The organism is Nocardia abscessus (assembly GCF_015477775.1).
In the GTDB taxonomy this organism is placed as follows: Bacteria; Actinomycetota; Actinomycetes; order Mycobacteriales; family Mycobacteriaceae; genus Nocardia; species Nocardia abscessus_A.
The window spans coordinates 163,960-185,240 of the sequence record NZ_JADLQO010000005.1 but is presented as its reverse complement, the minus strand read 5'-3'; the positions used below and the strand labels follow the sequence as shown (position 1 = coordinate 185,240).

The 21,281-nt window shown below is 68.6% G+C and carries 19 protein-coding genes; 9 read left to right on the top strand and 10 right to left on the bottom strand.

The window, feature by feature from the left end; translation table 11 throughout:
- Positions 1 to 58 precede the first annotated feature (58 nt).
- The 3 genes from IU450_RS15945 to IU450_RS15935 form a co-directional block, all read right to left on the bottom strand.
- On the bottom strand, positions 59 to 370 hold the full coding sequence (locus tag IU450_RS15945) for a type VII secretion target (RefSeq protein WP_195150570.1): 312 nt from the start codon (positions 368 to 370) through the stop codon (positions 59 to 61).
- 127 nt (positions 371 to 497) lie between these two features.
- On the bottom strand, positions 498 to 806 hold the full coding sequence (locus tag IU450_RS15940) for a DUF6802 family protein (protein WP_195150569.1): 309 nt from the start codon (positions 804 to 806) through the stop codon (positions 498 to 500).
- 96 nt (positions 807 to 902) lie between these two features.
- Positions 903 to 1,094 carry a PspC domain-containing protein gene (locus IU450_RS15935; RefSeq protein ID WP_195150568.1) on the bottom strand — a complete coding sequence of 64 codons (192 nt, stop codon included), beginning with the start codon at positions 1,092 to 1,094 and terminating at the stop codon, positions 903 to 905.
- Positions 1,095 to 1,241: 147 nt separating this feature from the next.
- On the opposite strand from IU450_RS15935, the gene IU450_RS15930 reads away from it, so the two are divergent.
- Positions 1,242 to 2,897 carry an ABC-F family ATP-binding cassette domain-containing protein gene (locus IU450_RS15930; protein ID WP_195150567.1) on the top strand — a complete coding sequence of 552 codons (1,656 nt, stop codon included), beginning with the start codon at positions 1,242 to 1,244 and terminating at the stop codon, positions 2,895 to 2,897.
- A 229-nt stretch (positions 2,898 to 3,126) separates the two neighbouring features.
- On the opposite strand, the gene glmM is transcribed toward IU450_RS15930, so the two are convergent.
- The 5 genes from glmM to IU450_RS15905 all read right to left on the bottom strand — a co-directional run bounded on the left by glmM (position 3,127) and on the right by IU450_RS15905 (position 10,161).
- Entirely contained in the window at positions 3,127 to 4,503 is a 1,377-nt protein-coding gene (gene glmM / locus IU450_RS15925) for a phosphoglucosamine mutase (protein WP_195150566.1), read from the bottom strand.
- A gap of 215 nt (positions 4,504 to 4,718) precedes the next feature.
- On the bottom strand, positions 4,719 to 5,228 hold the full coding sequence (gene rpsI / locus IU450_RS15920) for a 30S ribosomal protein S9 (RefSeq protein WP_195150565.1): 510 nt from the start codon (positions 5,226 to 5,228) through the stop codon (positions 4,719 to 4,721).
- Positions 5,225 to 5,668 carry a 50S ribosomal protein L13 gene (rplM, locus tag IU450_RS15915; protein WP_040864934.1) on the bottom strand — a complete coding sequence of 148 codons (444 nt, stop codon included), beginning with the start codon at positions 5,666 to 5,668 and terminating at the stop codon, positions 5,225 to 5,227. The genes rpsI and rplM overlap by 4 nt, the downstream gene beginning before the upstream one ends.
- 175 nt (positions 5,669 to 5,843) lie before the next feature.
- On the bottom strand, positions 5,844 to 7,553 hold the full coding sequence (locus tag IU450_RS15910) for a hypothetical protein (RefSeq protein ID WP_195150564.1): 1,710 nt from the start codon (positions 7,551 to 7,553) through the stop codon (positions 5,844 to 5,846).
- 100 nt (positions 7,554 to 7,653) lie between these two features.
- Positions 7,654 to 10,161 (bottom strand): FHA domain-containing protein, encoded by a 2,508-nt coding sequence (locus tag IU450_RS15905; RefSeq protein WP_195150754.1) that lies wholly within the window; start codon positions 10,159 to 10,161, stop codon positions 7,654 to 7,656.
- A gap of 108 nt (positions 10,162 to 10,269) precedes the next feature.
- Between IU450_RS15905 and IU450_RS15900 the strand changes: the two genes are divergently transcribed.
- Positions 10,270 to 11,715, top strand: a complete 1,446-nt coding sequence (locus tag IU450_RS15900) for a metallopeptidase (RefSeq protein ID WP_195150563.1) — start codon at positions 10,270 to 10,272, stop codon at positions 11,713 to 11,715.
- Between the two features lie 104 nt (positions 11,716 to 11,819).
- Here IU450_RS15900 and IU450_RS15895 read toward each other — a convergent pair whose 3' ends face one another.
- The gene (locus IU450_RS15895; RefSeq protein ID WP_228834649.1) at positions 11,820 to 13,172 is read right to left on the bottom strand and encodes an FHA domain-containing protein; all 1,353 of its coding nucleotides are present in this window, start codon (positions 13,170 to 13,172) and stop codon (positions 11,820 to 11,822) included.
- 142 nt (positions 13,173 to 13,314) lie between these two features.
- Between IU450_RS15895 and IU450_RS15890 the strand changes: the two genes are divergently transcribed.
- From IU450_RS15890 to IU450_RS15875, 4 genes are all read left to right on the top strand, one after another.
- On the top strand, positions 13,315 to 14,520 hold the full coding sequence (locus IU450_RS15890) for a DUF7373 family lipoprotein (RefSeq protein WP_195150561.1): 1,206 nt from the start codon (positions 13,315 to 13,317) through the stop codon (positions 14,518 to 14,520).
- A 109-nt stretch (positions 14,521 to 14,629) separates the two neighbouring features.
- Entirely contained in the window at positions 14,630 to 15,829 is a 1,200-nt protein-coding gene (locus IU450_RS15885; RefSeq protein ID WP_228834648.1) for a DUF7373 family lipoprotein, read from the top strand.
- Complete coding sequence (locus IU450_RS15880; RefSeq protein ID WP_195150559.1) at positions 15,826 to 17,055, top strand: DUF7373 family lipoprotein; 1,230 nt, start codon at positions 15,826 to 15,828, stop codon at positions 17,053 to 17,055. Before IU450_RS15885 ends, IU450_RS15880 begins: the two co-directional genes overlap by 4 nt.
- A gap of 82 nt (positions 17,056 to 17,137) precedes the next feature.
- The gene (locus tag IU450_RS15875) at positions 17,138 to 18,673 is read left to right on the top strand and encodes a serine/threonine-protein kinase (RefSeq protein ID WP_195150558.1); all 1,536 of its coding nucleotides are present in this window, start codon (positions 17,138 to 17,140) and stop codon (positions 18,671 to 18,673) included.
- 89 nt (positions 18,674 to 18,762) lie between these two features.
- Here IU450_RS15875 and IU450_RS15870 read toward each other — a convergent pair whose 3' ends face one another.
- Positions 18,763 to 19,626: an NAD(P)-dependent oxidoreductase gene (locus IU450_RS15870; RefSeq protein WP_195150557.1), complete on the bottom strand. Its 864-nt coding sequence runs from the start codon at positions 19,624 to 19,626 to the stop codon at positions 18,763 to 18,765.
- Between the two features lie 99 nt (positions 19,627 to 19,725).
- On the opposite strand from IU450_RS15870, the gene IU450_RS15865 reads away from it, so the two are divergent.
- From IU450_RS15865 to IU450_RS15855, 3 genes are all read left to right on the top strand, one after another.
- The gene (locus tag IU450_RS15865) at positions 19,726 to 20,076 is read left to right on the top strand and encodes a winged helix-turn-helix transcriptional regulator (RefSeq protein ID WP_195150556.1); all 351 of its coding nucleotides are present in this window, start codon (positions 19,726 to 19,728) and stop codon (positions 20,074 to 20,076) included.
- 521 nt (positions 20,077 to 20,597) lie between these two features.
- Entirely contained in the window at positions 20,598 to 20,915 is a 318-nt protein-coding gene (locus IU450_RS15860; RefSeq protein ID WP_043720033.1) for a WXG100 family type VII secretion target, read from the top strand.
- A 36-nt stretch (positions 20,916 to 20,951) separates the two neighbouring features.
- A complete protein-coding gene (locus IU450_RS15855; RefSeq protein ID WP_043687606.1) occupies positions 20,952 to 21,254 on the top strand; it encodes a WXG100 family type VII secretion target in 303 nt (100 codons plus the stop codon).
- Positions 21,255 to 21,281: the final 27 nt, after the last annotated feature.

Sequence of the window (21,281 nt, the reverse complement as noted above, 5' to 3'; positions counted from 1 at the left end):
GATTCCGACTCCTCGAATGTGTGGCGTCGCCGGTGCGAACACGTGCCATTCGGCGGTCTCATGTCTTGTTCGTTTCGCCGGCGCGCTGCTGGTCGGTCTCGGCGTAGGCCACTACGGCGGCCCCGAGCGCGTCCGCGGTCGCGGTGGTGGCATCACTCCATGTGCGTAGCCACGTACTGATCCGTTCCAGTCCCTGGCGCACCGCGATTCCCTGCGGCGCGTAGTTGCGGCCCGCCTCGTCGCCGATGCCGAACGGATGGTCGTCGATTCGCTTTGCCTGGTCGCGGACCGCGTCCGCCGATCTCCGGTAGTCACTGCCCAGGGCACCGAGCTCCCCCGTCCGCACACCGACCGTCTCCGACCCGCCCACGATTCCCCTCCGTGCTCGTAGTGTCTTTGCGCCGACGCGAATCCCATTCGCGCCGGATGCCGCCGTACTTCCTTCGACGCACCACGCCGACACCCGGTTCCCCCGAATTCCGCTCCTGCGGCGAAGACTAGCTGCCGATCCTGCCCCGGTCGGTGCGAACCCACTCGGAGGTGCCGTCCGGGTGGCGATGGAATTCCCATGCGGCGTAGTCGCCGTCCTTCTCCACCACGGTGACGTGGTCGGCGAAGCCGTCGTGGTCGTAGTCGGTCCAGACCTGCATCGCCTCGTCACCCGTCGTGGTGATGGTGTCGAGGGTGCCGTCGCCGTCGATGTCCTGGGTCGGGTGGTGCAGTTCGATCGCACCCAGCCCGTCGAGTGACGAGGACGCGTCGATGCCGGGTATATCCAGTCCGGGGAATTCGCCCGAGGTGATCATGACTCCTCCTCAGCGGGACTCATACGGTGATGCGGTGCCGCTCGAGCGGCATCGTTCCATCCTGACACTCGCGCGAGCTCGACGCAGCCTCCCAGCTCACTTCTTCGGCATCAGCAACCACAGCACCAGGTAGATGACGAACTGCGGACCGGGCAGCAGGCACGACACCACGAACAGCAGACGGACGACGTTGGCGTTCCAGCCGAGGTACTCGGCGAGGCCACCGCAGACGCCTGCGATCCACTTGTCGTGGGTGGAGCGGGCGAAACGGCGTGTCGGTGCGGTCATTGGTCTTCCCTCTCTGGCGGTAATCGCTACGACCTCCACTGTGCGCCGCTCCGCGGGCCCCGCCATCGGCCCGGCGGCCGATACCGACCCTGATTTCTCCCGGGGGCGACCTCAGGGTGCGACCCCGAGCACGGCAGACTCGTGCAGGTGAGCACCACTCTGCATGCCCGCGGCCTGTCGGCCGGTCACGGCGAGCGCACGCTGTTCGCCGACCTCGATCTGACCCTCGCGCCGGGCGACGTGATCGGCCTGGTCGGCGTGAACGGCGCGGGCAAGTCGACCCTGTTGCGCATGCTCGCCGACCGGCACGCGCCAACGGGCAGCATCACGCTCAGCCCCCCGGACGCCACGGTCGGTTACCTGGCCCAGGAGGCACAGCGGGTCGACGGCGAAACCGTCTTCGAATTCCTCTGCCGCCGAACGGGGGTCGCCGAGGCGCAGCGAACGATGGACGCCGCGGCCGAACGCCTCGCCGAAGGCGGGCCGGACGAGTACTCCCCCGCCCTCGAGCGCTGGCTCGCTCTCGGCGGGGCCGACCTGGACCAGCGCGCCCACGAGGTCGCCGCCGACCTCGGCCTCACCGGCAGCCTGCCGGGCGGGCTGGACACCCCGATGACCGGGTTGTCCGGTGGCCAGGCCGCGCGCGCCGGACTCGCCTCCGTCCTGCTGTCCCGCTTCGACATCCTGCTGCTGGACGAGCCGACCAACGACTTGGACCTCGACGGGCTGGCCCGGCTGGAGCAGTTCGTCGCGGGCGTCCGGGTGCCGCTCATGGTGATCAGCCACGATCGGGAGTTCCTTGCGCGCACCGCGAATCGCATCGTGGAGCTCGACCTCGCCCAGCAGCAGGTCGGCCTGTACGACGGTGGGTACGAGTCGTACCTGATGGAGCGGGAGATCGCCCGGCAGCACGCGCGCGAGGCCTACGACGAGTACGCCGACACCAAAGCGGGCCTGGAGGCCCGCGCCCAGATGCAGCGCAACTGGCTCGAACACGGTGTCCGCAACGCACGCCGCAAGGCGCGTGACCCGAGGAAGCTGGACTCGGACAAGGCGGGCCGCAAGATGCGCGCCGAATCCACCGAGAAACAGGCCGCCAAGGCCAGGCAGACCCAGCGCCGCATCGAACGACTCGACGTGGTGGAGGAACCGCGCAAGGAATGGGAGCTACGCATGAGCATCGCCGCGGCCCCGCGCAGCGGCTCGGTGGTGGCGACGCTGTCCCAAGCCAGTGTCACCCGCGGCGACTTCACGCTGGGCCCGATCACCACCCAGGTCGACTGGGCCGACCGCATCGTGCTCACCGGGGCGAACGGCTCCGGAAAATCCACCCTGCTGGCGGTGCTGCTGGGAAAGATCCGGCCGGACAGCGGATCAGCGAGCCTCGGCTCCGGCGTCGAGATCGGCGAGGTGGACCAGGCGCGCGGACTCTTCCGCGGGAACACCGCGCTGGCCGACACTTTCAGCGCCGAACTGCCGGACCTGCCGGAGGCGGACATCCGCACGCTGCTGGCCAAATTCGGTCTGCGCGGCCCGCACGTGCTGCGCCCGTGCGACACCCTCTCCCCCGGTGAACGCACCCGCGCCGCCCTCGCCCTGCTCCAAGCCCGCGGGGTGAACCTGCTCGTGCTGGACGAGCCGACCAACCACCTGGACCTCCCCGCCATCGAGCAGCTGGAACAGGCCGTCGAATCCTTCGACGGCACACTCCTGCTCGTCACCCACGACCGCCGCATGCTCGACACCGTCCGCACAACCCGCCGCTGGCACATGACCGCGGGCGTACTCACCGAAACACTCTGACCGCAGCGCTCGCCCTCTGGCGAGACCGCCTGTGCGGCACAACCGAAGTCAGCATCCGCCCCCACCGGCGATAGCCGAGCCGCAGACCCGACGACTCACCAGCACCGTCAACCAGCCACTCCAACCGCGTGCACTAGATCCTGAGCCCAGAAACCAACGCGCCCCGCGCACCTCAACCCCAGGTTTCGAGCGAAGCGAGACCGAGCATCCGCCGTTCGCGCTGGAAAAATCACACAGCCGCGACCCGCTTGGCCAGGTCGTCCGCCAGTTGGCGCGCCTGGGCCGGGTCGGTGGCCTCCACCATCACTCGCACCAGTTGCTCGGTGCCGCTCGGCCGCAGCAGCACGCGCCCGGAGTCGCCGAGCGCCCGCTCCGCCTCCAGCACCGCGTCTCGGATCTCGGGTGCGCGCGCGACCACGGCTTTGTCGCTGACCGGGACGTTCACCAGGATCTGCGGCACGGGCTGCAACACGCTCGCCAGATCGGCCAGGGTGCGCCCGGTCTGCGCCATCCGCGCCATCAGGCGCAACCCGGTCAGGATGCCGTCGCCGGTGGTGCCGTAGCGCGGGAACACCACGTGCCCTGACTGCTCGCCGCCCAGCGTGAAGCCGCCGCGCCGCAACTCCTCGAGCACGTAGCGGTCGCCGACGGCGGTGGTGCGCAACGTGATTCCGGCCGCTCGCATGGCGATGTGCAAACCGAGGTTGCTCATCACCGTGGCGACCAAGGTGTCAGCGGTCAGTTCCCCCGCCTCGTGCATGGCGAGGGCGAGGATCGCCAGGATCGCGTCGCCGTCCACGACATTGCCGTAGGCGTCGACGGCCAGGCAGCGGTCGGCGTCGCCGTCGTGCGCGAGGCCGAGATCGGCGCCGTGCTCCACCACCGCGGCCCGCACCTGGTCGAGATGGGTCGAGCCGCAACCGTCGTTGATATTCAGTCCGTCCGGCTCGGCGTTGATGGCGATCACGGTGGCGCCGGCCTCGCGGTACGCGGCGGGCCCCACCTCCGAGGCCGCGCCGTGCGCGCAGTCGACCACGACGGTCAGCCCGGACAGATCCCGCCCGGTGGCCTCCACCAGGTGTTCCACATAGCGCTCATGGGTGCCCGCGAGGCTGTACTGGTCCGGGATGTCCGACCCGTGGTCCCGCGCGCCCGCCGCGTTGCGCACCCGTCCGATGCCGGCGCCGGTCGGGCGGAACGGCGTCTCCGCGGCGACGAGCGCCTCGATCCGGTCCTCGATCGCGTCATCGAGTTTGTGCCCGCCCGCGGCGAAGATCTTGATCCCGTTGTCGGGCATGGGGTTGTGCGAGGCGGAGATCATCACGCCGAGGCACGCGTCGTACAGGCCGGTGAGGTAGGCGACGGCCGGCGTCGGCAGCACCCCCACCGAGAGCACGTCCACACCCGCGGCGGTCAGCCCCGCGGTCACGGCGGCTTCGAGCATCTCGCCGCTGGCCCGTGGGTCGCGGCCGACCACTGCGAGCGCGCGCTTCTTGCCTCGGCTCAGGATCTGCGCGGCCGCGCCGGAGACGCGCAGCGCGAACTCCGGACTGAGCGACTCGTTGGCAAGCCCGCGGACTCCGTCGGTGCCGAACAACCGTCCCATACCTCGCCCCTCATTGGTGATCTGTGGCGTGAGCGTCGGCCCTGGAGGCACCGGCCTGTGCACCACGAAGGCCCCGCGAACGCCGCGTCTTCATACAGCGCGAGAGCAGGCGACCAGCTGTTCGCTGGGAGCCTGCTCTCGTACAGCTGCCGCGACGACCGTACCGTGTCCGGCACCGCGAGGGTGCCGGACGCGGAAGGTCGACGATGCCGAAATCAGCGCTTCGAGTACTGAGGCGCCTTACGCGCCTTCTTCAGACCGTACTTCTTGCGCTCGGTGGCACGCGGGTCACGGGTCAGGAAGCCGGCCCGCTTCAGGGCGGGACGATCCTCCGGGGTGACCTCGATCAGGGCGCGGGCGATGGCCAGCCGCAGGGCGCCTGCCTGGCCGGACGGGCCGCCGCCGACCAGGCGGGCGTGCACGTCGAAGGACTCGGTGCGCTCGACGGTCACCAGCGGCGACTTGACCAGCTGCTGGTGCACCTTGTTCGGGAAGTAGTCCTCGATGGTGCGGCCGTTGAGCACGAAGTTGCCGGAGCCGGGCAGCAGGCGCACGCGCACGACGGCCTCCTTGCGGCGGCCGACGGTCTGCACCGGGCGGTCGATCACGACCGGGGTGTAGGACGCCGAGACCTCGGAGTCCTCGTAACCCGCACCGTCCTCGACAGGCTCGGCAGCGTCGAATTCCTCGACGAAGTCCTCGTTGAATTCCTCGGGAGCGGTCACTGGGCCACCTGCTTGATCTCGAACGGAATGGGCTGCTGGGCGGCGTGCGGGTGCGTCGGGCCCGCGTAGACCTTCAGCTTGCCCGCGATCGCGTTACCGAGCTTGTTCTTCGGGATCATGCCCTTGACGGCCTTCTCGACGAGCCGATCGGGGCGGGTCTCCAACACCTGACCGACGGTGCGCGACTTGAGGCCGCCCGGGTGCCCGGAGTGGTGGTGGATCAGCTTGTCCTGCCGCTTGTTGCCGCTGATGGCAACCTTGTCGGCATTGATGATGATGACGAAATCGCCACCATCGACGTGCGGGGCGTAGGTCGGCTTCGTCTTGCCACGCAGCAGATTCGCTGCCTGGACGGCGAGACGGCCGAGCACTACGTCAGTGGCGTCGATGACGTACCACTTACGGGTCACGTCACCCGCCTTGGGGCTGTACGTAGGCACAGTGCTTCCCTGTCTGTCGTCGGTGTTGCCAGCCGAGCGTGTGGTCGAGCTGTTTCCCGGCGGCCGGTGGAGACCCGGGACTCGGTGGACGCTCGGCGATTCACCAGGAATCGACCGGACGTTCCACACGCCAACGAGCCACGATACCAGCGGGGTATCGCGGGAAGAAATCGCGTCAGATCTCCATCGGCGGGCCGAGGTCGATGGCGCCGGGCGGGCCGGGGACCAGGTACCGCAGGGTGTCGACCTCGGGCCGCCCGCACTCCGCGACGCTCTCCTGGGCTTCCCGCTGGTTTCCTCGCGCGGTGATGACCCCGGATCGGGGTTGGGTGATGGTGTACGGAACGGCCGGGCACGCGACGGGCTCGGCGAGTTCGTCCGAGACCACCGATTCCGCGTCGAGGACGACCGGCTGCGCGGTCAGCTCCACCCGCTCACCCCCGGACGGAAGCGCGACCACGGCCAGCGCTACCGCTCCGACGAGGGTATTGGCTCCGAACAAATTGCCTTTCATCTTGTTCCAGAGCTTGCCTTTGCGGTGCCGGTCCTCGTCCTCGGACTCCGTGCCAGGGGCCTGCCAGGCGCCTTGGTGCTGTTGCCCGGGGTAGGGCTGCTGCTCCGGCGCTCCCGGATAGGGCGGCCGCGGGCCGAGCGGCGGCACCGGCCCGCCGGGCGGGGGCCCAGACGGCGGGCCCGCGAGATCGCCGGCCGGAGCCCGACCGGCCTGATCATCCGGCGAGCTCGGCGGCCGGGTGAAGCGACTGCCCAGCTCGGCGAGGTTCGGCGGGAGACCGCGCGGCACTTCGTCGCGCCCGATCCTGGTCGTCGACTCCTCGGGCTGGGTGGGGTACCCCGGCCCGTACTGAACGCCGGGCACCGGCCGGACCGGCGGCTGCTCCGGGGAGCGCTGACCGGTTTCGGCAGGGCCCGGCGGCGCCGGTTGCTGCGGGGCGTACTCGGCCTGCGTCCGGGCGTCCATCGGGCGCTGCGAGGCGGGCGCGGGTTCGGCGTGCCTGCCCGCAGGCTCCGGTTCGTCTGCTTCGGTGTCGCTCACCAGCAGGTGCGCCGCGCCGAGCACGAGCGCGTGCATCGGATGGTCGGCCACTTGCAGTCGATGCCCGAGATGGTTCTGGAAGGCCAGGCGCAGCGCGTCGTTGAAGCGCACGTTGCCCGACAGCAGGACCGTCGAGGTGTCCGCGCCGATCGAACGGGCCGCCGCCATCACCTCGATCACCACGTCGTCCGCCGACCGGGCATCGCGCATGGCCTCGGCGTCCACCGGGACGTCGACCGACTCGGTGGGCTGCTCGTCGTCGCCGTGCACCGCGACCACCAGCATGCTGCGCCCGTCGGAGTACACGCCCGTCGCGCCGATGCCGCGCGGCATCGTCCGGTCCGGCGGCTGCACCAGTCCGAGCGCACGGACGTAGCCGGACAGCGCGACGCTCTCCGGCAGCGGCTCCACGACGACGTCGAGCTGTTCCACCATCGCGGCGTACATCTCCACCTTCTCGTCCGGCCAGTTGTCCGGGAAGGGCAGCGCCACCAGATCCGGTTTGCCGCGCAAGTGCTTGCCGATCTCCGCGAGCGGGTTGTACATGCGCGCGCGGAAGACCAGCTCGGCGGGCCAGGTCGCGCCCGCCACCACGATCTGCGGATGTCCGAGGATGTCGCGCACGTCGGCGATCGCCATCCCGAGATCCGGCCTGTTGCGTTCCACGCCTGCCGTATGCAACCGGCCCGACGAATCCGCCAGCAGATAGGCCGGCGGCGTCCACATGCCCTCCACCTGCACCGGGCGGATGGGAATCCCACCGCCACCGGCGGCCACGGACACCACATCCCAGCCGAGATGCACTGCCCCTACTCGCACCGTCACAGGCATAAGTGTGCCCGGTCCGCGGCCGAGATGCTCGTCGTTGCCTTCCCGCGCCGCTCGGCGCCGTTTCGGCGCACCGGGGCGCTCGCGAACCGTTCGGACCGCGTCACGCCGCCGACTTCTTCAATCGCAACCGGCGCCAGGTGAAGATCGCGAGCACCAGGGTGATCAACAGCAGCACGCCGGCATCCAGCGCCCAGATCTCCGGCTTGTGCTGCCAGAGCGTGTCGGGCTGCGCGTTCAGGAACAGCTCGCGGATGTTCACCGTCGAGGCGCCCGTCGCGTATCCCCAGCGAGCCGGGAACAACCAGGACACCTGCTCGAGCACGACGCGGCCGGTGACCGGGATCAGGCCGCCCGCCATCACCAGCTGGGCCATGATGGCCACCACCAGCAGCGGCATCACCTGTTCGTTCGATTTCGCCAGCGAGGAGAGCAAGAGGCCGACGACCACGCAGCAGATCGCGGTCAGCGCGATATCGATGTACAGCTCCGCGCTGCCGGAGGCCAGCACCGCGCCCTCGCCCGGACGCTTCTTGCCCGCGAGCACGATGCCCACCAGCACCGCCGATTGCAGCAGCGCGGTCAGGCTGAACACCGCGATCTTCGCCATCAGGTACGCCGAGGGCAGCAGTCCCACCGCGCGTTCGCGGTAGAAGATCGTCCGTTCGCCGACCAGGTCGCGCACCGTGAGCGTGGAGCCCATGAAGCAGGCGCCCAGAATCAGCACCACCAGCAGCTGCTGCGTCTCGCTGCCGCCCTCGGGCACGAAGCTGCCGTCCGGCAGCGCTTTCAGCGCGCCGCGCTGGAAACCGTTCTTTCCCGGCACCACCAGCGAGAGCCCGCCGAGGATGAACGGTAGGAGCACCAGGAATGTCAGATAGCCGCGATCGGCCAGGATCAGCCGGACCTGACGGCGCGCGAGGGTGGAGAACTGCTTGCCGCGACTGGACTGCGGTGGACTTCCCGCGGACCCGTACGGCTGCGGGGGCGGCGGGGGCGGCGGCGCGAACGCCTGCCGGGAACGATAGGCCGCGAACGCCTGATCCGGATTGGCCGCGACGTTGGCGAAGATCTCCGCCCAATCGCTGGTCCCGAGCGCAGCGCCGACGCCGGCCGGGTTGCCGCAGTAGGCGGTCTTGCCGCCGGGCGCGAGCAGCAGCACCTGATCGCACATGTCCAGGTGCGCCACCGAGTGGGTCACCACGATCACCACGCGGCCCGCGTCGGCCAGTTCCCGCAGCATGACCATGACCTGGCGGTCCAATGCCGGGTCCAGGCCGGAGGTCGGTTCGTCCAGGATGAGCAGCGACGGACCGGTCAGCAGTTCCAGCGCCACCGAGGCGCGCTTGCGCTGGCCGCCCGACAGGCGGTCGACCCTGGTGTCGGCGTGCTCGGTGAGCGAGAGCTCTTGCAGCACACCGTCGATGACCTTCTGCCGGTCCGCTTTGCTGTTGTCGCGGGGCAGCCGCAGCTCGGCCGCGAAACCGAGCGCCTGGCGCACCGTGAGCTGGCGGTGCAGCACGTCGTCCTGCGGCACCATGCCGATGCGCGAGCGCAGCGCCTCGTACTCGGCGTGCAGATTGCGCCCCTCGAAGGTGACCACGCCGCCGGAAGGCCTGGTGGTGCCCGCGATCAGGCGCGACAGCGTCGATTTGCCCGCACCGGACGGGCCGATCAGCGCGGTCAGCGTCCCGCGGCTGGCCGACATGTTCACGTCGACGAGCAGTTGCTTGTTCCCCTCGACGGTGAAGCCGACGCCGTGCACCGCGAGCCCCTGCTCGGCGACCGGCTTCTGCCGGTGCACCAGCGCACCCTGCTGGACGACGAAGTCGACATTGCCGACGGTGATAATGTCCCGCTCGCGCAACACCGCCCGTTGCTGGCGGTGCCCGTTGACGAAGGTGCCGTTCGCCGACCCGAGATCCTCGATGACCAGCCCCTCCGCGGAGGAGACCAGACGGGCGTGCTTGCGGGAGGCCAGCGGATCGTTGACGACGATCTGGTTGTCGGTGGTGCGGCCGATGCTCAGACCGGACTGGGGAATCCGGTCGGCGCGGGCGATGGGCGCGGTGCTGGCCCTGGCCCGGACCGGCGGCATATTCGAGGTATCGGCCCTGGTCGTCATGTTGACGTTCAGCGCGGGCGCGGGGGCTGGCACGTCCTGGGGCGCCGGGTACTGCGGACGCTGGAACTGCTGCGGCGGCCGCCGGACCGCGTGCGGCGGCGGCCCCGGCTGCGCAGGTCCGGGCTGCGGCGCCTGCTGCGCCGGGCGCACCGAAGGCCGTTGCGGGGGCTGCGGGTTCGCGGGCAGCAGGTGCAGCAGCGGGCCGCTGATGGCGTCACCGAGCCGGACCTGGGTGGGGCGGTCGATCGACACCGGCTGGGTCAGCCTGCGCGCGTCGACGAACACCCCGTTGGTGCTCTTGTTGTCGGTCAACACCCAGGCGCTGCCCTGCCAGGCCAGCGTCGCGTGCACACGCGAAACGAGCGGGCTGTCGACGAACAGCGTCACCTCCGGCGCGCGGCCCATCGTGACCTGCTGGCTCGAATCGAAAACTCGTTCGTTTCCATCATGGCGCACGGTGATGGTCTGCGCCCCCGGTGAAGACATGCAGCGGATACTATTCCATCGCCCGGACATCGGCGGTGCCCCCGATGCGCCAATTGCCCCGATCCGGCGACCGATGTGAACGCTGTGCCGGCCGACCGAGGGGGAGCCTTGCCGAGAGTCGACGCGACCGCGCTTGTCGCCGCTCTGCTGGGAATTCTGGTGCTGGCCTGCGGGTGCACCCGCTCGGTCGACGGCAGGGCGGTCTCCATCTACGACGATCCGTTCAAGGTCGCCGGACTGCCCACCACGAGCGGCCCGAGCGGCCCGCGCACCGGCGTGCCCGACAGCACGCTGACCGCGTCCAACGGCGACAGCGGCCCCGTGGACACACTGGCGCTCAACGCCGTCGACGACATCCAGACCTACTGGCGCGACGCCTTCGGCAAGGAGTTCCAGGGCGAGTTCAAGCCCGTCGAGAAGCTGCTGTCCTGGAGCGCGAAGTCCGCCCGCGGCGACGCGGTCGAGTTCTGCAAGGAGACCACCTACCGGTTGGTGAACGCCGCCTACTGCCGTCTGGACAATTCCATCGGCTGGGACCGGTCGGTCCTTCTTCCCACCATGGAGGAGACCTTCGGGAAGATGGCCGTGGTGATGGTGCTCGCGCACGAGTACGGGCACGCCGTGCAGACCATGGCCAAGCTCGTCGGGCCGAAGGACCCGGTGATCGTCAAAGAGCAGCAGGCGGACTGCTTCGCGGGCGCGTTCATGCGGCACGTGGCCGAAGGCAAGGCCGCGCACTTCACGATCAACACCTCCGACGGCCTCAACTCGGTGCTCGCCGCCACCGTCGCCATCCGCGACTCCGACCCCGACGACCCGGAGAGCGTGCACGGCTCGGCCTTCGAACGGGTCACGGCCGTGCAGATCGGTTTCACCGACGGTCCGCGCGCCTGCAAGGGCATCGACATCGACGAGATCAATCAGCGCCGCGCCGACCTGCCGCAGACGTTCAGCGACGACGCGGGGCACGGCGAGCATCCGATCACGAAAGAACACCTGATCGAGCTCACCAAAGCGCTCAAAGCGATCCTGCCGGTCGAGGACGAGCCGACCTACAACTATTCCCGGGCGACGATCGAATGCCGCAACGGCGTTGTCACCGCACCGGTCTCGTACTGCCCGGCCGAGAACACGATCGCGACGGATATACCGGGCCTGGCCGAGCGGGGCACTTCCAGCGTCGACGAGGACGACCCGCTGCCGCTCAAGGTGACCGGCGACTACAACGGCTACGTCGTGTTCATCTCGCGATACACGCTGGCCGTCCAGCAGAGCCGCGGCCAGAGTCTGGTCGGCGCCAAAACCGCACTGCGCGCGGCCTGTCTGTCCGGAGTGGTCACCGGCAAGCTGGCCGAATCGGGGCGGCCGGTCGACCAGGGCGATATCAAACTCGCCGCGGGCGATCTCGACGAAGCGGTTTCCGGCCTGCTCACCGACGGCCTGGCCGCGAGCGACGCGAAGGGCAAGACCGTCCCCAGTGGCTTCTCCCGTGTCGATGCCTTCCGCGCGGGAGTCCTCAACGGCGAAAGCACCTGCATGGCGCGCTATTCGTAGACCGCTATTCGTAGACAAGGCACCGCAACCCGAACGGCTGGGCTCTACCTGTCGGTAGCCGCCCACATGGTTCATGCGGGCGCCGGACAGGTCGTCGGCGAGCGTCAGCGGCCGAACGGCGGCGGCGCGGCCAGTTCGAAGCGGAGCACGCGGTTGCCGAGCATGATCTCGGTACCCGGGACGAGCACCATGGACTGGTGCGGCGCCAGGCGCACCCAGTCGCGGTAGCCCGGCAGCCGGGTCCGGGTGCCATTGGTCGAACCGCTGTCCACCACCATCACGTCCCAATTCACCAGGCGTATCTCGGCGTGCGCCCGGGACATGCCACCGGAGGTGTCGTCGACGCGCAGCGGGACCAGTCCGCTCTCCGCGGCGGGGGAACGCTCCGGATCGCGGCCGATCACCGCGTCCGCGGCGAGCATGTAGGTCATGCCGTCGTCGAGGATCAGCATGCCCAGCGGCGGGCGGACCACTTCGATCAGCGCCTGGGTCTGGTCCACCGGCATGCCGCAGACGGTGCAGAACGCCGACCGCGGATCGCTGGGATGCGCTCGCGCGCACTTGAATCCCATCACCTTGACGGTGAGCGCGGTGGCCTTCGCGGTCGCCTCCAGCCGACGCTGCAGTGCCGGGTCGGGCCGCGGCGCGGGATTGGTGCCGCCCACCTGGGTGGGCGCGTGGTGCGGGTCGATCGGCGTCTGCTCGGCCTCCGCGTCGAGCATCGCGGTGGACGGCGCGGTGGGGTACCGCGGTTGTCCGGCCACCTGCCGCGGTTGCGGCGCGGGCTGCGGCTCGGACCGCTCGGATTCGGCGCGCTGCTCGGATTCGATGCGCGCCGTCGGCAGCGGCGCCGTCTCCGGGCGGCGATGCGCGCCCGCGGGACGGGACGCCCGGCCGTCGCTCCACGCGTCGGCGCCGGAACCCTCCGACCAGACGATCGCACCACCCGCCTGTGCGATGCCCTCCACCAGCCGGCCGATGCCGCGCTCCGGGGGCAGATCCGGGATCCGGCCCTTCCCGTCGTCGACGAACAAGGCCGCCGCCCGCGCGGGCACCGCCGCGACCCGATCCACCGTGAACGCGGCGTCGCTGCCGCGGTATCGCTCGAACACGCGGTCACCGGCCAGCACGGCGGTGACCGCTCCGTGCAGGAAGATCGCCACGCCACCGTGCTCCGCGGTGGAGAGGATGCCGAAGTCGATCGGTTCGCCCGGGCTGATCCGCTCGGCGTGTTTCATGAGCCAGCGCGTCGCCTGCCGCGCCACCAGGGCGCCGGGTCCGTCCGGCTCCCGCTCGGTCGCGTCGCGCACCAGTTCGGACAGTGATTCGAGGGCGACGGCGGCGGGCGAGTCCCGGGTGGGCCTGCCCGGTCCGCGATGCGCGACGACGACGACCGCGCCCGCGACCCTGGCCACGGCGTGGCTGCCCACGACGACCTCGACCTGCCGATCTATCAACGGTATCGGCCTCCGCCGGGGGTGCGGTGCGGGGTCGTCGTCACACCGACAAGGGTATTGCAATACGAACACCATCGGTCCCCCTCCCCGCCCTCCGTCGGGTAACTTCATGGTCAGCAACGGGAGGAACGAGGGGCCTGAGATGGTTCGGACGCAACGCATCGCACTCACCGCGTCTTGCCTGGCACTGGCAGGGATGCTGGCCGGTTGCGCCGGGGTGCAGGGTACGCCGACCGCGGGTGAGATCGATGTGCGCATGCTGGAAGTCGGCACCTACCCCGTCGACAAGCACGAGTACAGCCAGGAGTCCAGCGGCAAAGGCGCGCTGCTGGAAGGCATGCGGATGTCCGACGCCGTGGTCCCGACCGTGCGTATCGATCCCGCGCTGAAATTCGGGCGCGGCAGCACCGTTGTCGTGGACGCCGAGCAGGCGCTCGACTTCGTCGCCAAGGTGTCCAAGCCGGTCTTCGACAATCGCAAATTGGTCGTCGGGTACGCCGCCAGCGGCGCCGACCGCCCCGATCCCGCGGGCCAGACCAACCCGGCGCCGGACACCACCGCGGTCACGAACGCCGTGTTCCGCTTTCCGGACGAGGCCAGTGCAAGGCTCGCCGCGCGCGAACTCGAGGACGTCGACATCGCCGTCTCGCCGGACAACCGCAAACTCACCTCGACGAAACATCCCGACGCATTCATCCACTGGCGGCCGGGCGTCGCCAATGTCGGCACCTTCATGGCGCACAAGGAATTCGTCATCTCCTTGTTCATCCAAAGGCCCATCGCAGACGGCGACGACCTGGTGAAGTGGGTGGACAAGACCCTCGCCGCCGAGGTCGCGCAGCTGGACAAGTTCACCGCGACCCCGGTGAACAAGCTCGACACCCTGAAGGTCGATCCGGACGACCTGCTCGCCCGCGTGGCGGTGGCCGACCGCAAGGATCGCGCGCCCGACCCGGCGGCCTTCGCCGTCTACGGCGGCTACCACACGGTGCACCGCGCCGACGACGAGTCCGTCCACCTGCGCCTGATCGAGGACGCGGGCGTGGATCAGATCGGCCTCGTCGACGACAGTTACGTCGCCCGCACCCGCGACGCGGACGCCGCCCAGAAGCTGCTCACCGGCCTGCAGGAGAGCGAAGGCGCCCACTACGACCCCATCAGCGCTCCCAAGGACGTCCCCGGAGCCAAGTGCCTGCAACTCAACAGCAAGGGTGACCCGGACCGGGAGTACAAGTACCGGTGCTACGTCGCGTACAAACGGTACGTCGGAGTCGTCACCAGTGATAAGGAACCCGACGTGCGACAGAAGGTCGCCGCGGAGTATGCGCTGTTGGCGAACAGTTTCTGAGTTCAGAACCGGTAGGCGCCCGCGCGCTCGCGGTCCCCGATCGCGGGTGGGCGAAGTAGGATTCCGGCGCAACTACCGCAGTTAGGGGAGGGAAGTGCAGCACGGCGTCATGTCGAGATCGATTCGAACCGCCTGTGCCCTGGTGCTGGCCGGAGTCGTCGTAGTCGCGGGTGGTGCGTGCGGCGACTCGGAGGCCGGACCCGAGCAGTCCGCGCCGCCCGTCGACTTGGCGCAGCTCGACGTGGGCAACTACGCGACTCAGCCACGCGCGTTGGGGACCGCGAAGAATCCGGAGCAGGCGCGCATGATCGAGGCGGAGCGGCTGGCGAACTTCGTACCCCTGCCGTCGGACATCGACCCCGCGTTCGTTTCCGCGAATCCGTCCATCGCCAAGGTCTTCCTCGAGCCGAAGGGTTCGCTCGGGCGAATCATGGACGTCTCCCGGTTCGCGGAGGCGGCACCGGATTTCGTGTCCGGGTTCCTCAGCAGCGCGGGCAGCGCGCCGGACAACCGGGGGACGGACCTGGTCAACGCCATCCTGATCTTCCCGGACGAGCAGAAGGCGGCCGCCGCGGCGGCGGCCCTGGAACGCGTCGACTTCGAGGCCAACAACCGCAACACACCCGTGCAGATCCCGAAGTATCCCGCCGCGCACGCGCACTGGCAGCCGACGGACCAGTCGATCGGGTCGTGGTTCGCCACCGGGAAATTCGTCATCTACACCTGGGTCTACGACTACGCGAAGGTCTATCTGGAGAAGGTCGACCTACCTCAGCTGCTCACCCTGGTCGAGAAGAGTCTCGACACCATCGTCCCGGCGATCGGCCGCTTCACTCCGACGCCCGTCGACCAGCTGATGACCTTGCCGATCGATATGGACGGCATGCTCAACCGCGCCTTGCCACGGCCACGGGAAGACTCCTGGATCGACCCGCCGGGGGCGTACACGGGCCAGGGCGCTCTGCACTTCACCACCGATTCGGCCGAAGACCGCAGGATCATCGAAGCGGCGGGAGTGGACCGGTACGCCACCGACGGGACCGATCTGTTCCGCGCACGCGACACGGCAGCCGCCCTACAGTTGCGGGAAGAGCGCGGCGGATTGTCGAAGAAGTTCCGCGCGGCCCAGTCGCCCAAAGGCCTGCCCGTGGCGCGCTGCAAGGAGTACATCGGCAACAAGACGGTCGTCGTCCGGTTCTACTGCTCCGTGAGCTACGACCGCTACACCGCATTCGCGTGGTCGCATCAATTACTCGATGCGCAGCAACGCATCTCCGCTCAATATGCCCTGTTGGTGAATGCCGCATGACCATATTCCGCACCGCCACCGCGGCCCTCGCGTGCACACTGGCCGCCGCGATCCTCACCGGTTGTGGTTCCACCGTGCCGGGCACCGCGAATCCCGGCGAGATCGACGTCCGCCGTCTCGACGTCGGCAACTACCCCACCGAGCCGCCGAACGCGCACGACGACGACTACCAACCGCTGTTCATCGACATGGGCAAGGTCGCGGCGATGCGGCTGGCCGATCACGTCGCGTCCGCCTATGACATCGATCCCCGGATGAAGTACAGCTGGACGCCCTCGAGCGTCAGCAAAGGGGCGCTGCCCGGCGAACTCGGACGGCCGGAGGACATGAGGCCGATCGCGGAGCGGAACCGGATGATGTACGGGTTCCACACCAACGGCTCCGACCAGAACATCAGCCTGTTCGCCTCAGGGTGGCCGACCAAGCCCCGGCCCAATTCCACGACGGTCGCCACGACCGTCATGCAATTCCCCGACCCGGAGCGTGCCCGCCAGGCCGCGACCGAGTTCCACGACGCCGATCTCGGCGCCTACCGCGAGCAGAACGAACCGGTCACGCTGCCGCGGCAGCCGCAAGCACGAGCGCACTGGCGTCCCGGCTCGCCGTTCCTGCGCGCCGTGCTCGCGCACGGTCCCTATGTGGTGGCGTTCCTCGTCTCGACGAACGCACCCGACCGCAACGCCCTGATCGCGTTGGCGGAGAAGGCGTACGACGTCCAACTGCCGATGCTGGACCAGTTGCCTGCGCTCACCGAAGAAGAGATGCTGCGGCTGCCCTGGGACCCCGACCATCTGCTGAGCCGTACCCTGAACCCGGCCAAGGTCCAATCCCCAAGCTACGACGACTCGCACGCCCTTTTGGGTCTTCGCGGAATCATCCAATATGCCGAAGACCGCGATTACGCGAAACAACGTTTCACCGCGATGGGCGCCGAGAAATTCGCGGTCTCCGGCGGAACGCTGGTCATCCGCACCGCGAGCCCGGAGGCGGCGCGCCGGGTCGCCGCGGAACGCATCACCCCGACGGTGGTCGCCGCAGCGGTGGAACCGCCGCAGCATCTGCCGGATTCGGCATGTGTGGAGAACCGGTCCGGGCTTTTCGACGACCGGCGATTCACCTGTGTCGTCGCGTACAAAGAATACGTCGGATTCGTCGCCGCGAATCAACTGCTGGACGCTCAGCAGCGCGCTGCAGCACAGTATTCCATTTTCGCGAACAGCCGATAATGCCGCACTTTCGTCACGACCCGGTTCCGATATGCTGCGTGGCGAACGCAGCGGCCCGCGTCCAGTCAGGAGATCGTGAAACATGGCGATGAGCCCCGGGACCATCGTCGGCGGGTACCGCATCCTGCGGGTGCTCGGCGCGGGCGGCATGGGCACGGTGTATCTGGCCAAACATCCCAGCCTGCCCAGGACCGACGCGCTGAAGGTGCTCGGTGGGGAACTCAGCCGCGACTACGAGTTTCGTACCCGATTCGAGCGCGAAGCCAATCTCGCCGCCGGGCTCGATCATCCGAACATCGTCTCGGTCTACAACCGCGGTGAGGAACACGGCCAGCTGTGGATCGCCATGCAATACGTGGACGGCACCGATGCCGCCGCCGAACTGGCCCGGGATCCGCACGCGATGAATCCGCTGCGCGCCCTGCGTATCACGACCGAGGTGGGTAAGGGCCTCGATTACGCACACCGCAAGGGTCTGCTGCACCGCGACGTCAAACCGGCGAATTTCCTGCTCTCCACCCCCGCCGACGGTGAAGAAGAACGCGTCCTGCTCACGGATTTCGGCGTCGCCAAGGCCAATGACGACACCACCGAACTCACGCAGACCGGCAGCTTCGTCGCCACCATCGCCTATGCCCCGCCCGAGCAGCTCACCGGGAGCCCGCTCGACCACCGCGCCGATGTCTACAGCCTCGCGTGCTCGTTCTTCAAACTGCTCACCGGCCGCAATCCCTACCCCGGAACACAACCCGCGCTGGTGATGATGGGGCATCTGCACGAGCCCCCGCCGCTGGTCACCGCGGTCAGCCCCGGCCTGCCGCCCGCCATCGACCACGTCTTCGCGCGAGCCATGGCGAAGAACCCGGCCGAACGCTTCCACAGCTGCCGGGAATTCACCGACGCGGCCGCGAGCGCTCTCACCCCCGGCTACAACCCGGTGGCCACGAATACTTCCCCGACCTATCCGATCCAGGTTTTCGATTCGCGACCGCGGACCGATCCGCGCGTCGCCGTCTCCGGGCAGGGCAGCACCAGCACGCCACCCGCGCGGAGGAACTGGCTGCTCGCGGCCGCCGCAGGCATCGTGACGGTCGCCCTCGCGGCGGGAATCGGCATCTGGGCGCTGAATCGGGACGGCTCCGCTCCCGGGGCCGCGGGCGCCACACCGACCAGCACGACCGCGCTGTCGCCGCTGGACCAGGCGCGGGCGGACAACCCGGTGTTCCGGGGCAAGACGATCACGATGGTGGACGTGCCGCGCGGCACACAGGTCTCGATCTTCCTGAGCGGCACTCCACAGACCAAGTTCCTGGAGGACCTCGGGTTCGTCTACAACTTCAACTACGGGCGGCAGGGCGACGAGGCGTCGCCGAGGGAACTGACGGCCTCCACCAGGCTCGAGGTCGCGCCGGACGGCTACGTACTGGCCGTGCGCAGCGACGAAAAGGCTGGTGGTGGGGGGTTGCTCGGTCTGCCGTACCAGGTGGCGGGTACGCGCGCGACGGTGATTCCGCTGGACGATCCCGCAGCCGTGGCCGCGGTGCGCAATTGGAGCGAGTCCTCGCAGCAAACATTGCTCGACCGTCTGGTGCCGGTGCTGCGCAATCGGGTGAAGTGACCGACTCGCGACTTGTTCGTCGACGCAGCCGAGAACACCGGTAGCTCGTCGGAGGAGACCGGCTTCGTTCCCAGCACCGGCTTCGATCCCTAACGGCGCAGGAGGTCCACGACGCCGGTGGTCGACTCGTTCCCGCCGCCTTCGGCGACCCGGCGCTCCATCAGTGCCATGAAGGGCGTGAGGAGTTCGGGGTTGACGCCCTGTTCGGCGGCGGTACGCAGCAACGTCGCGTTCGTCGTGACCATCATCGCCAGGTTCGACTCGACTCCCTCGGCGTAATCGCCGCTCGCCAGCTGCGCGGCGGTGCCGTACGCGTATCCGGCCATCGCCTGCTGGTAGCCGACCAGCAGGGGCGCGAACTCTATCGGTGAGATGTCCTCCCCACCGATCAAGGCAAAGGCATGCGCGGCACCGGCGAACATGCCCCACATCCCGCTGAGGAGAGCGATGTCGTACAAGGCCGCGAAACCGGCGTCCGCGCCGACATACGTGACCCCGGCGGGTACGGCCAAAGTCTCGGCATGGGTCTCGTGCAGCTCGGCCGAACCGCTGTAGAAGACGTACCCGCCGGAGTCCGCGACACCGATCATAGAGGGCACCGCCATGATTCCGCCGCCCAGGAAACGTCCGCCGCGCGCGGCGATCCAACCGGACAGCTCGCGGGCTTCGGCGGGGGTGCTGGTGGTGAGGTTGACGATGTCCCGACCGGTCAGGTCGACGCCGTCCAGGGTCGCACGGACCGAGGCGTCGTCGAGGAGGCAGACGACGACGAGAGCATTCGCGGCGGTGGCTTCAGCGGCGCTGGCCGCGACCATCGCGCCTTCCGGAACCCGTCGGGCACTGCGGTTCCAGACCGTGACGGCGTACCCGGCGGCGAGCCAGGAGCGGACCAGGGCCGAGCCCATATCGCCGAGGCCGAGGACGGTGAGCGACTTCTTCGCGTGATCGGACATGAGAGCTACTGTTGGCGAGGCATCCGGGTCGATCAAGTACGCACATGGAAGTGGGCACGTACTTCCGGGTAAGAGAACAGGCAGCTGGAAGGAACGGTCGTGCCGATCACACGCAGACCTGGCGCGTACACGTGCGGGCTCGATGCCACACTGGCGGTACTGAACGGCAAGTGGAAGATGCTGATCCTGTGGCCCCTGAGCGAACGCCCCCACCGCTTCGGTGAACTACGCCGCCAGGTACCGGGCGTCACCGAGAAGGTCCTCACCACGCAACTGCGCGAACTGGAGGCAGACGGGATCGTCCACCGCGAGGTGTACGACGAGGTGATCCCGCGTGTCGAGTACTCGCTGACCCCGCTGGGCGAGCTGCTCAACCAAGCCTTGCTCCCGTTGGAAGCGTGGGGCCGTGAACACCTCATGAATGAGTCCGTGCCCGCTGATCGTCACTGACGATGCCCGGCTGAACAGCGGACAGCAACATTCGAGCCACGTCGGATATCCCCTCGGGACACCCGAACCCGAACGGCCCGAGGGGAATCAGGACGGGGACCGCGTCCGCTTCGCGAGCTTTTCGAGGTTGCGTACGACCGGCTTTCGCCGCAGTCGAACTGCAATCTGCTGGTAGCGGCGGACTTAGGCGTTCGGTAAGGTGTACCGCAGCCAGCCCACTCGCCGATCATTTCAGCAGCGAGCAGGGGGAAGGAGGGGAGCCGAGCGCTGGCGTTGACAAGTCATGCAGACCCGGACCGCATCGTGGTCTTCCGAGCAGGCCCGTGCGTGGCCGCCGAAACCACGAACGAGCCGGGCTCAGGGGCGCAGTGCCCTGATCCCGTGGGGCGAAACCGAACTTTCTCGAGGCCGAACTTTCTCGAGTCGGATGGAACCGATCAGACCCGCACCGCGTCCAACCAGATGTACAGGCCAACTGAGGCTTCCGCCGTTGGCCGAGACGGGAACCGAAAGGAGCCGAAATGGCAGGACAGCTCGAAGCGAGCGAAGAGGCGATCTCGAAGTTTGTAGACAACTGCCGGCAGCGGCATCAGGATCTGCAGACCGCGATCACCGCACTGAACAGCAAGTCGGATCAGACCACCGCCACCTGGAGCGGTGCGGCGCGTCAGGCGTTCGACACGTTCATGGACAGCTACTTCGCCCAGGCGCGGAAGCTGAACGACCAGCTGGATCAGACCTCGGACAAGCTCGCTCACGCCGGCCGGAAGTTCGCGGACCAGGACCAGCAGTTCGCCCAGCAGGTGGCGGCACAGTCCTCCAGCCTGGACCTCCCCTGATCCGATAGCCGTACCACAGACAACAAGGAGCTCCCCATGGTAGCGAACGACCCCGGTCGGATTGCCTCCAACTTCGGCGAGGTCGATGCGGGCGCACAGGCCATCGTGGCCGAGGCGCGCAGCGTCATGACCATGCTCGAAGATTTCCACAAGCAGGTCACCGACTTCGTGACGAACTACTGGAAGGGTGACGCGAACGATGCGTTCGCCTCGCTGCAGGCCCAGTGGAACACGCAGGTCACGCAGCTGAACACCACGCTGGAAAGCGCGGGCAAGCTGGTCAGCAGCGGCAACTCCGATCTGCAGGGCACCGACACCGCGCTGGCGGGCCTCTTCTGAGATCCCGTCTCGGCTGATTCGAGCCCC

Excerpts from the sequence above, each read along its gene's own strand:
- IU450_RS15890 (WP_195150561.1), top strand. The coding sequence starts at position 13,315 with ATGGTTCGGACGCAACGCATCGCACTCACCGCGTCTTGCCTGGCACTG.
- IU450_RS15860 (WP_043720033.1), top strand. The coding sequence starts at position 20,598 with ATGGCAGGACAGCTCGAAGCGAGCGAAGAGGCGATCTCGAAGTTTGTA.
- IU450_RS15905 (WP_195150754.1), bottom strand. The coding sequence starts at position 10,161 with ATGTCTTCACCGGGGGCGCAGACCATCACCGTGCGCCATGATGGAAAC.
- IU450_RS15855 (WP_043687606.1), top strand. The coding sequence starts at position 20,952 with ATGGTAGCGAACGACCCCGGTCGGATTGCCTCCAACTTCGGCGAGGTC.
- IU450_RS15875 (WP_195150558.1), top strand. The coding sequence starts at position 17,138 with ATGGCGATGAGCCCCGGGACCATCGTCGGCGGGTACCGCATCCTGCGG.
- IU450_RS15910 (WP_195150564.1), bottom strand. The coding sequence starts at position 7,553 with ATGCCTGTGACGGTGCGAGTAGGGGCAGTGCATCTCGGCTGGGATGTG.
- IU450_RS15885 (WP_228834648.1), top strand. The coding sequence starts at position 14,630 with ATGTCGAGATCGATTCGAACCGCCTGTGCCCTGGTGCTGGCCGGAGTC.
- glmM (WP_195150566.1), bottom strand. The coding sequence starts at position 4,503 with ATGGGACGGTTGTTCGGCACCGACGGAGTCCGCGGGCTTGCCAACGAG.
- IU450_RS15935 (WP_195150568.1), bottom strand. The coding sequence starts at position 1,094 with ATGACCGCACCGACACGCCGTTTCGCCCGCTCCACCCACGACAAGTGG.
- IU450_RS15880 (WP_195150559.1), top strand. The coding sequence starts at position 15,826 with ATGACCATATTCCGCACCGCCACCGCGGCCCTCGCGTGCACACTGGCC.
- IU450_RS15870 (WP_195150557.1), bottom strand. The coding sequence starts at position 19,626 with ATGTCCGATCACGCGAAGAAGTCGCTCACCGTCCTCGGCCTCGGCGAT.
- IU450_RS15940 (WP_195150569.1), bottom strand. The coding sequence starts at position 806 with ATGATCACCTCGGGCGAATTCCCCGGACTGGATATACCCGGCATCGAC.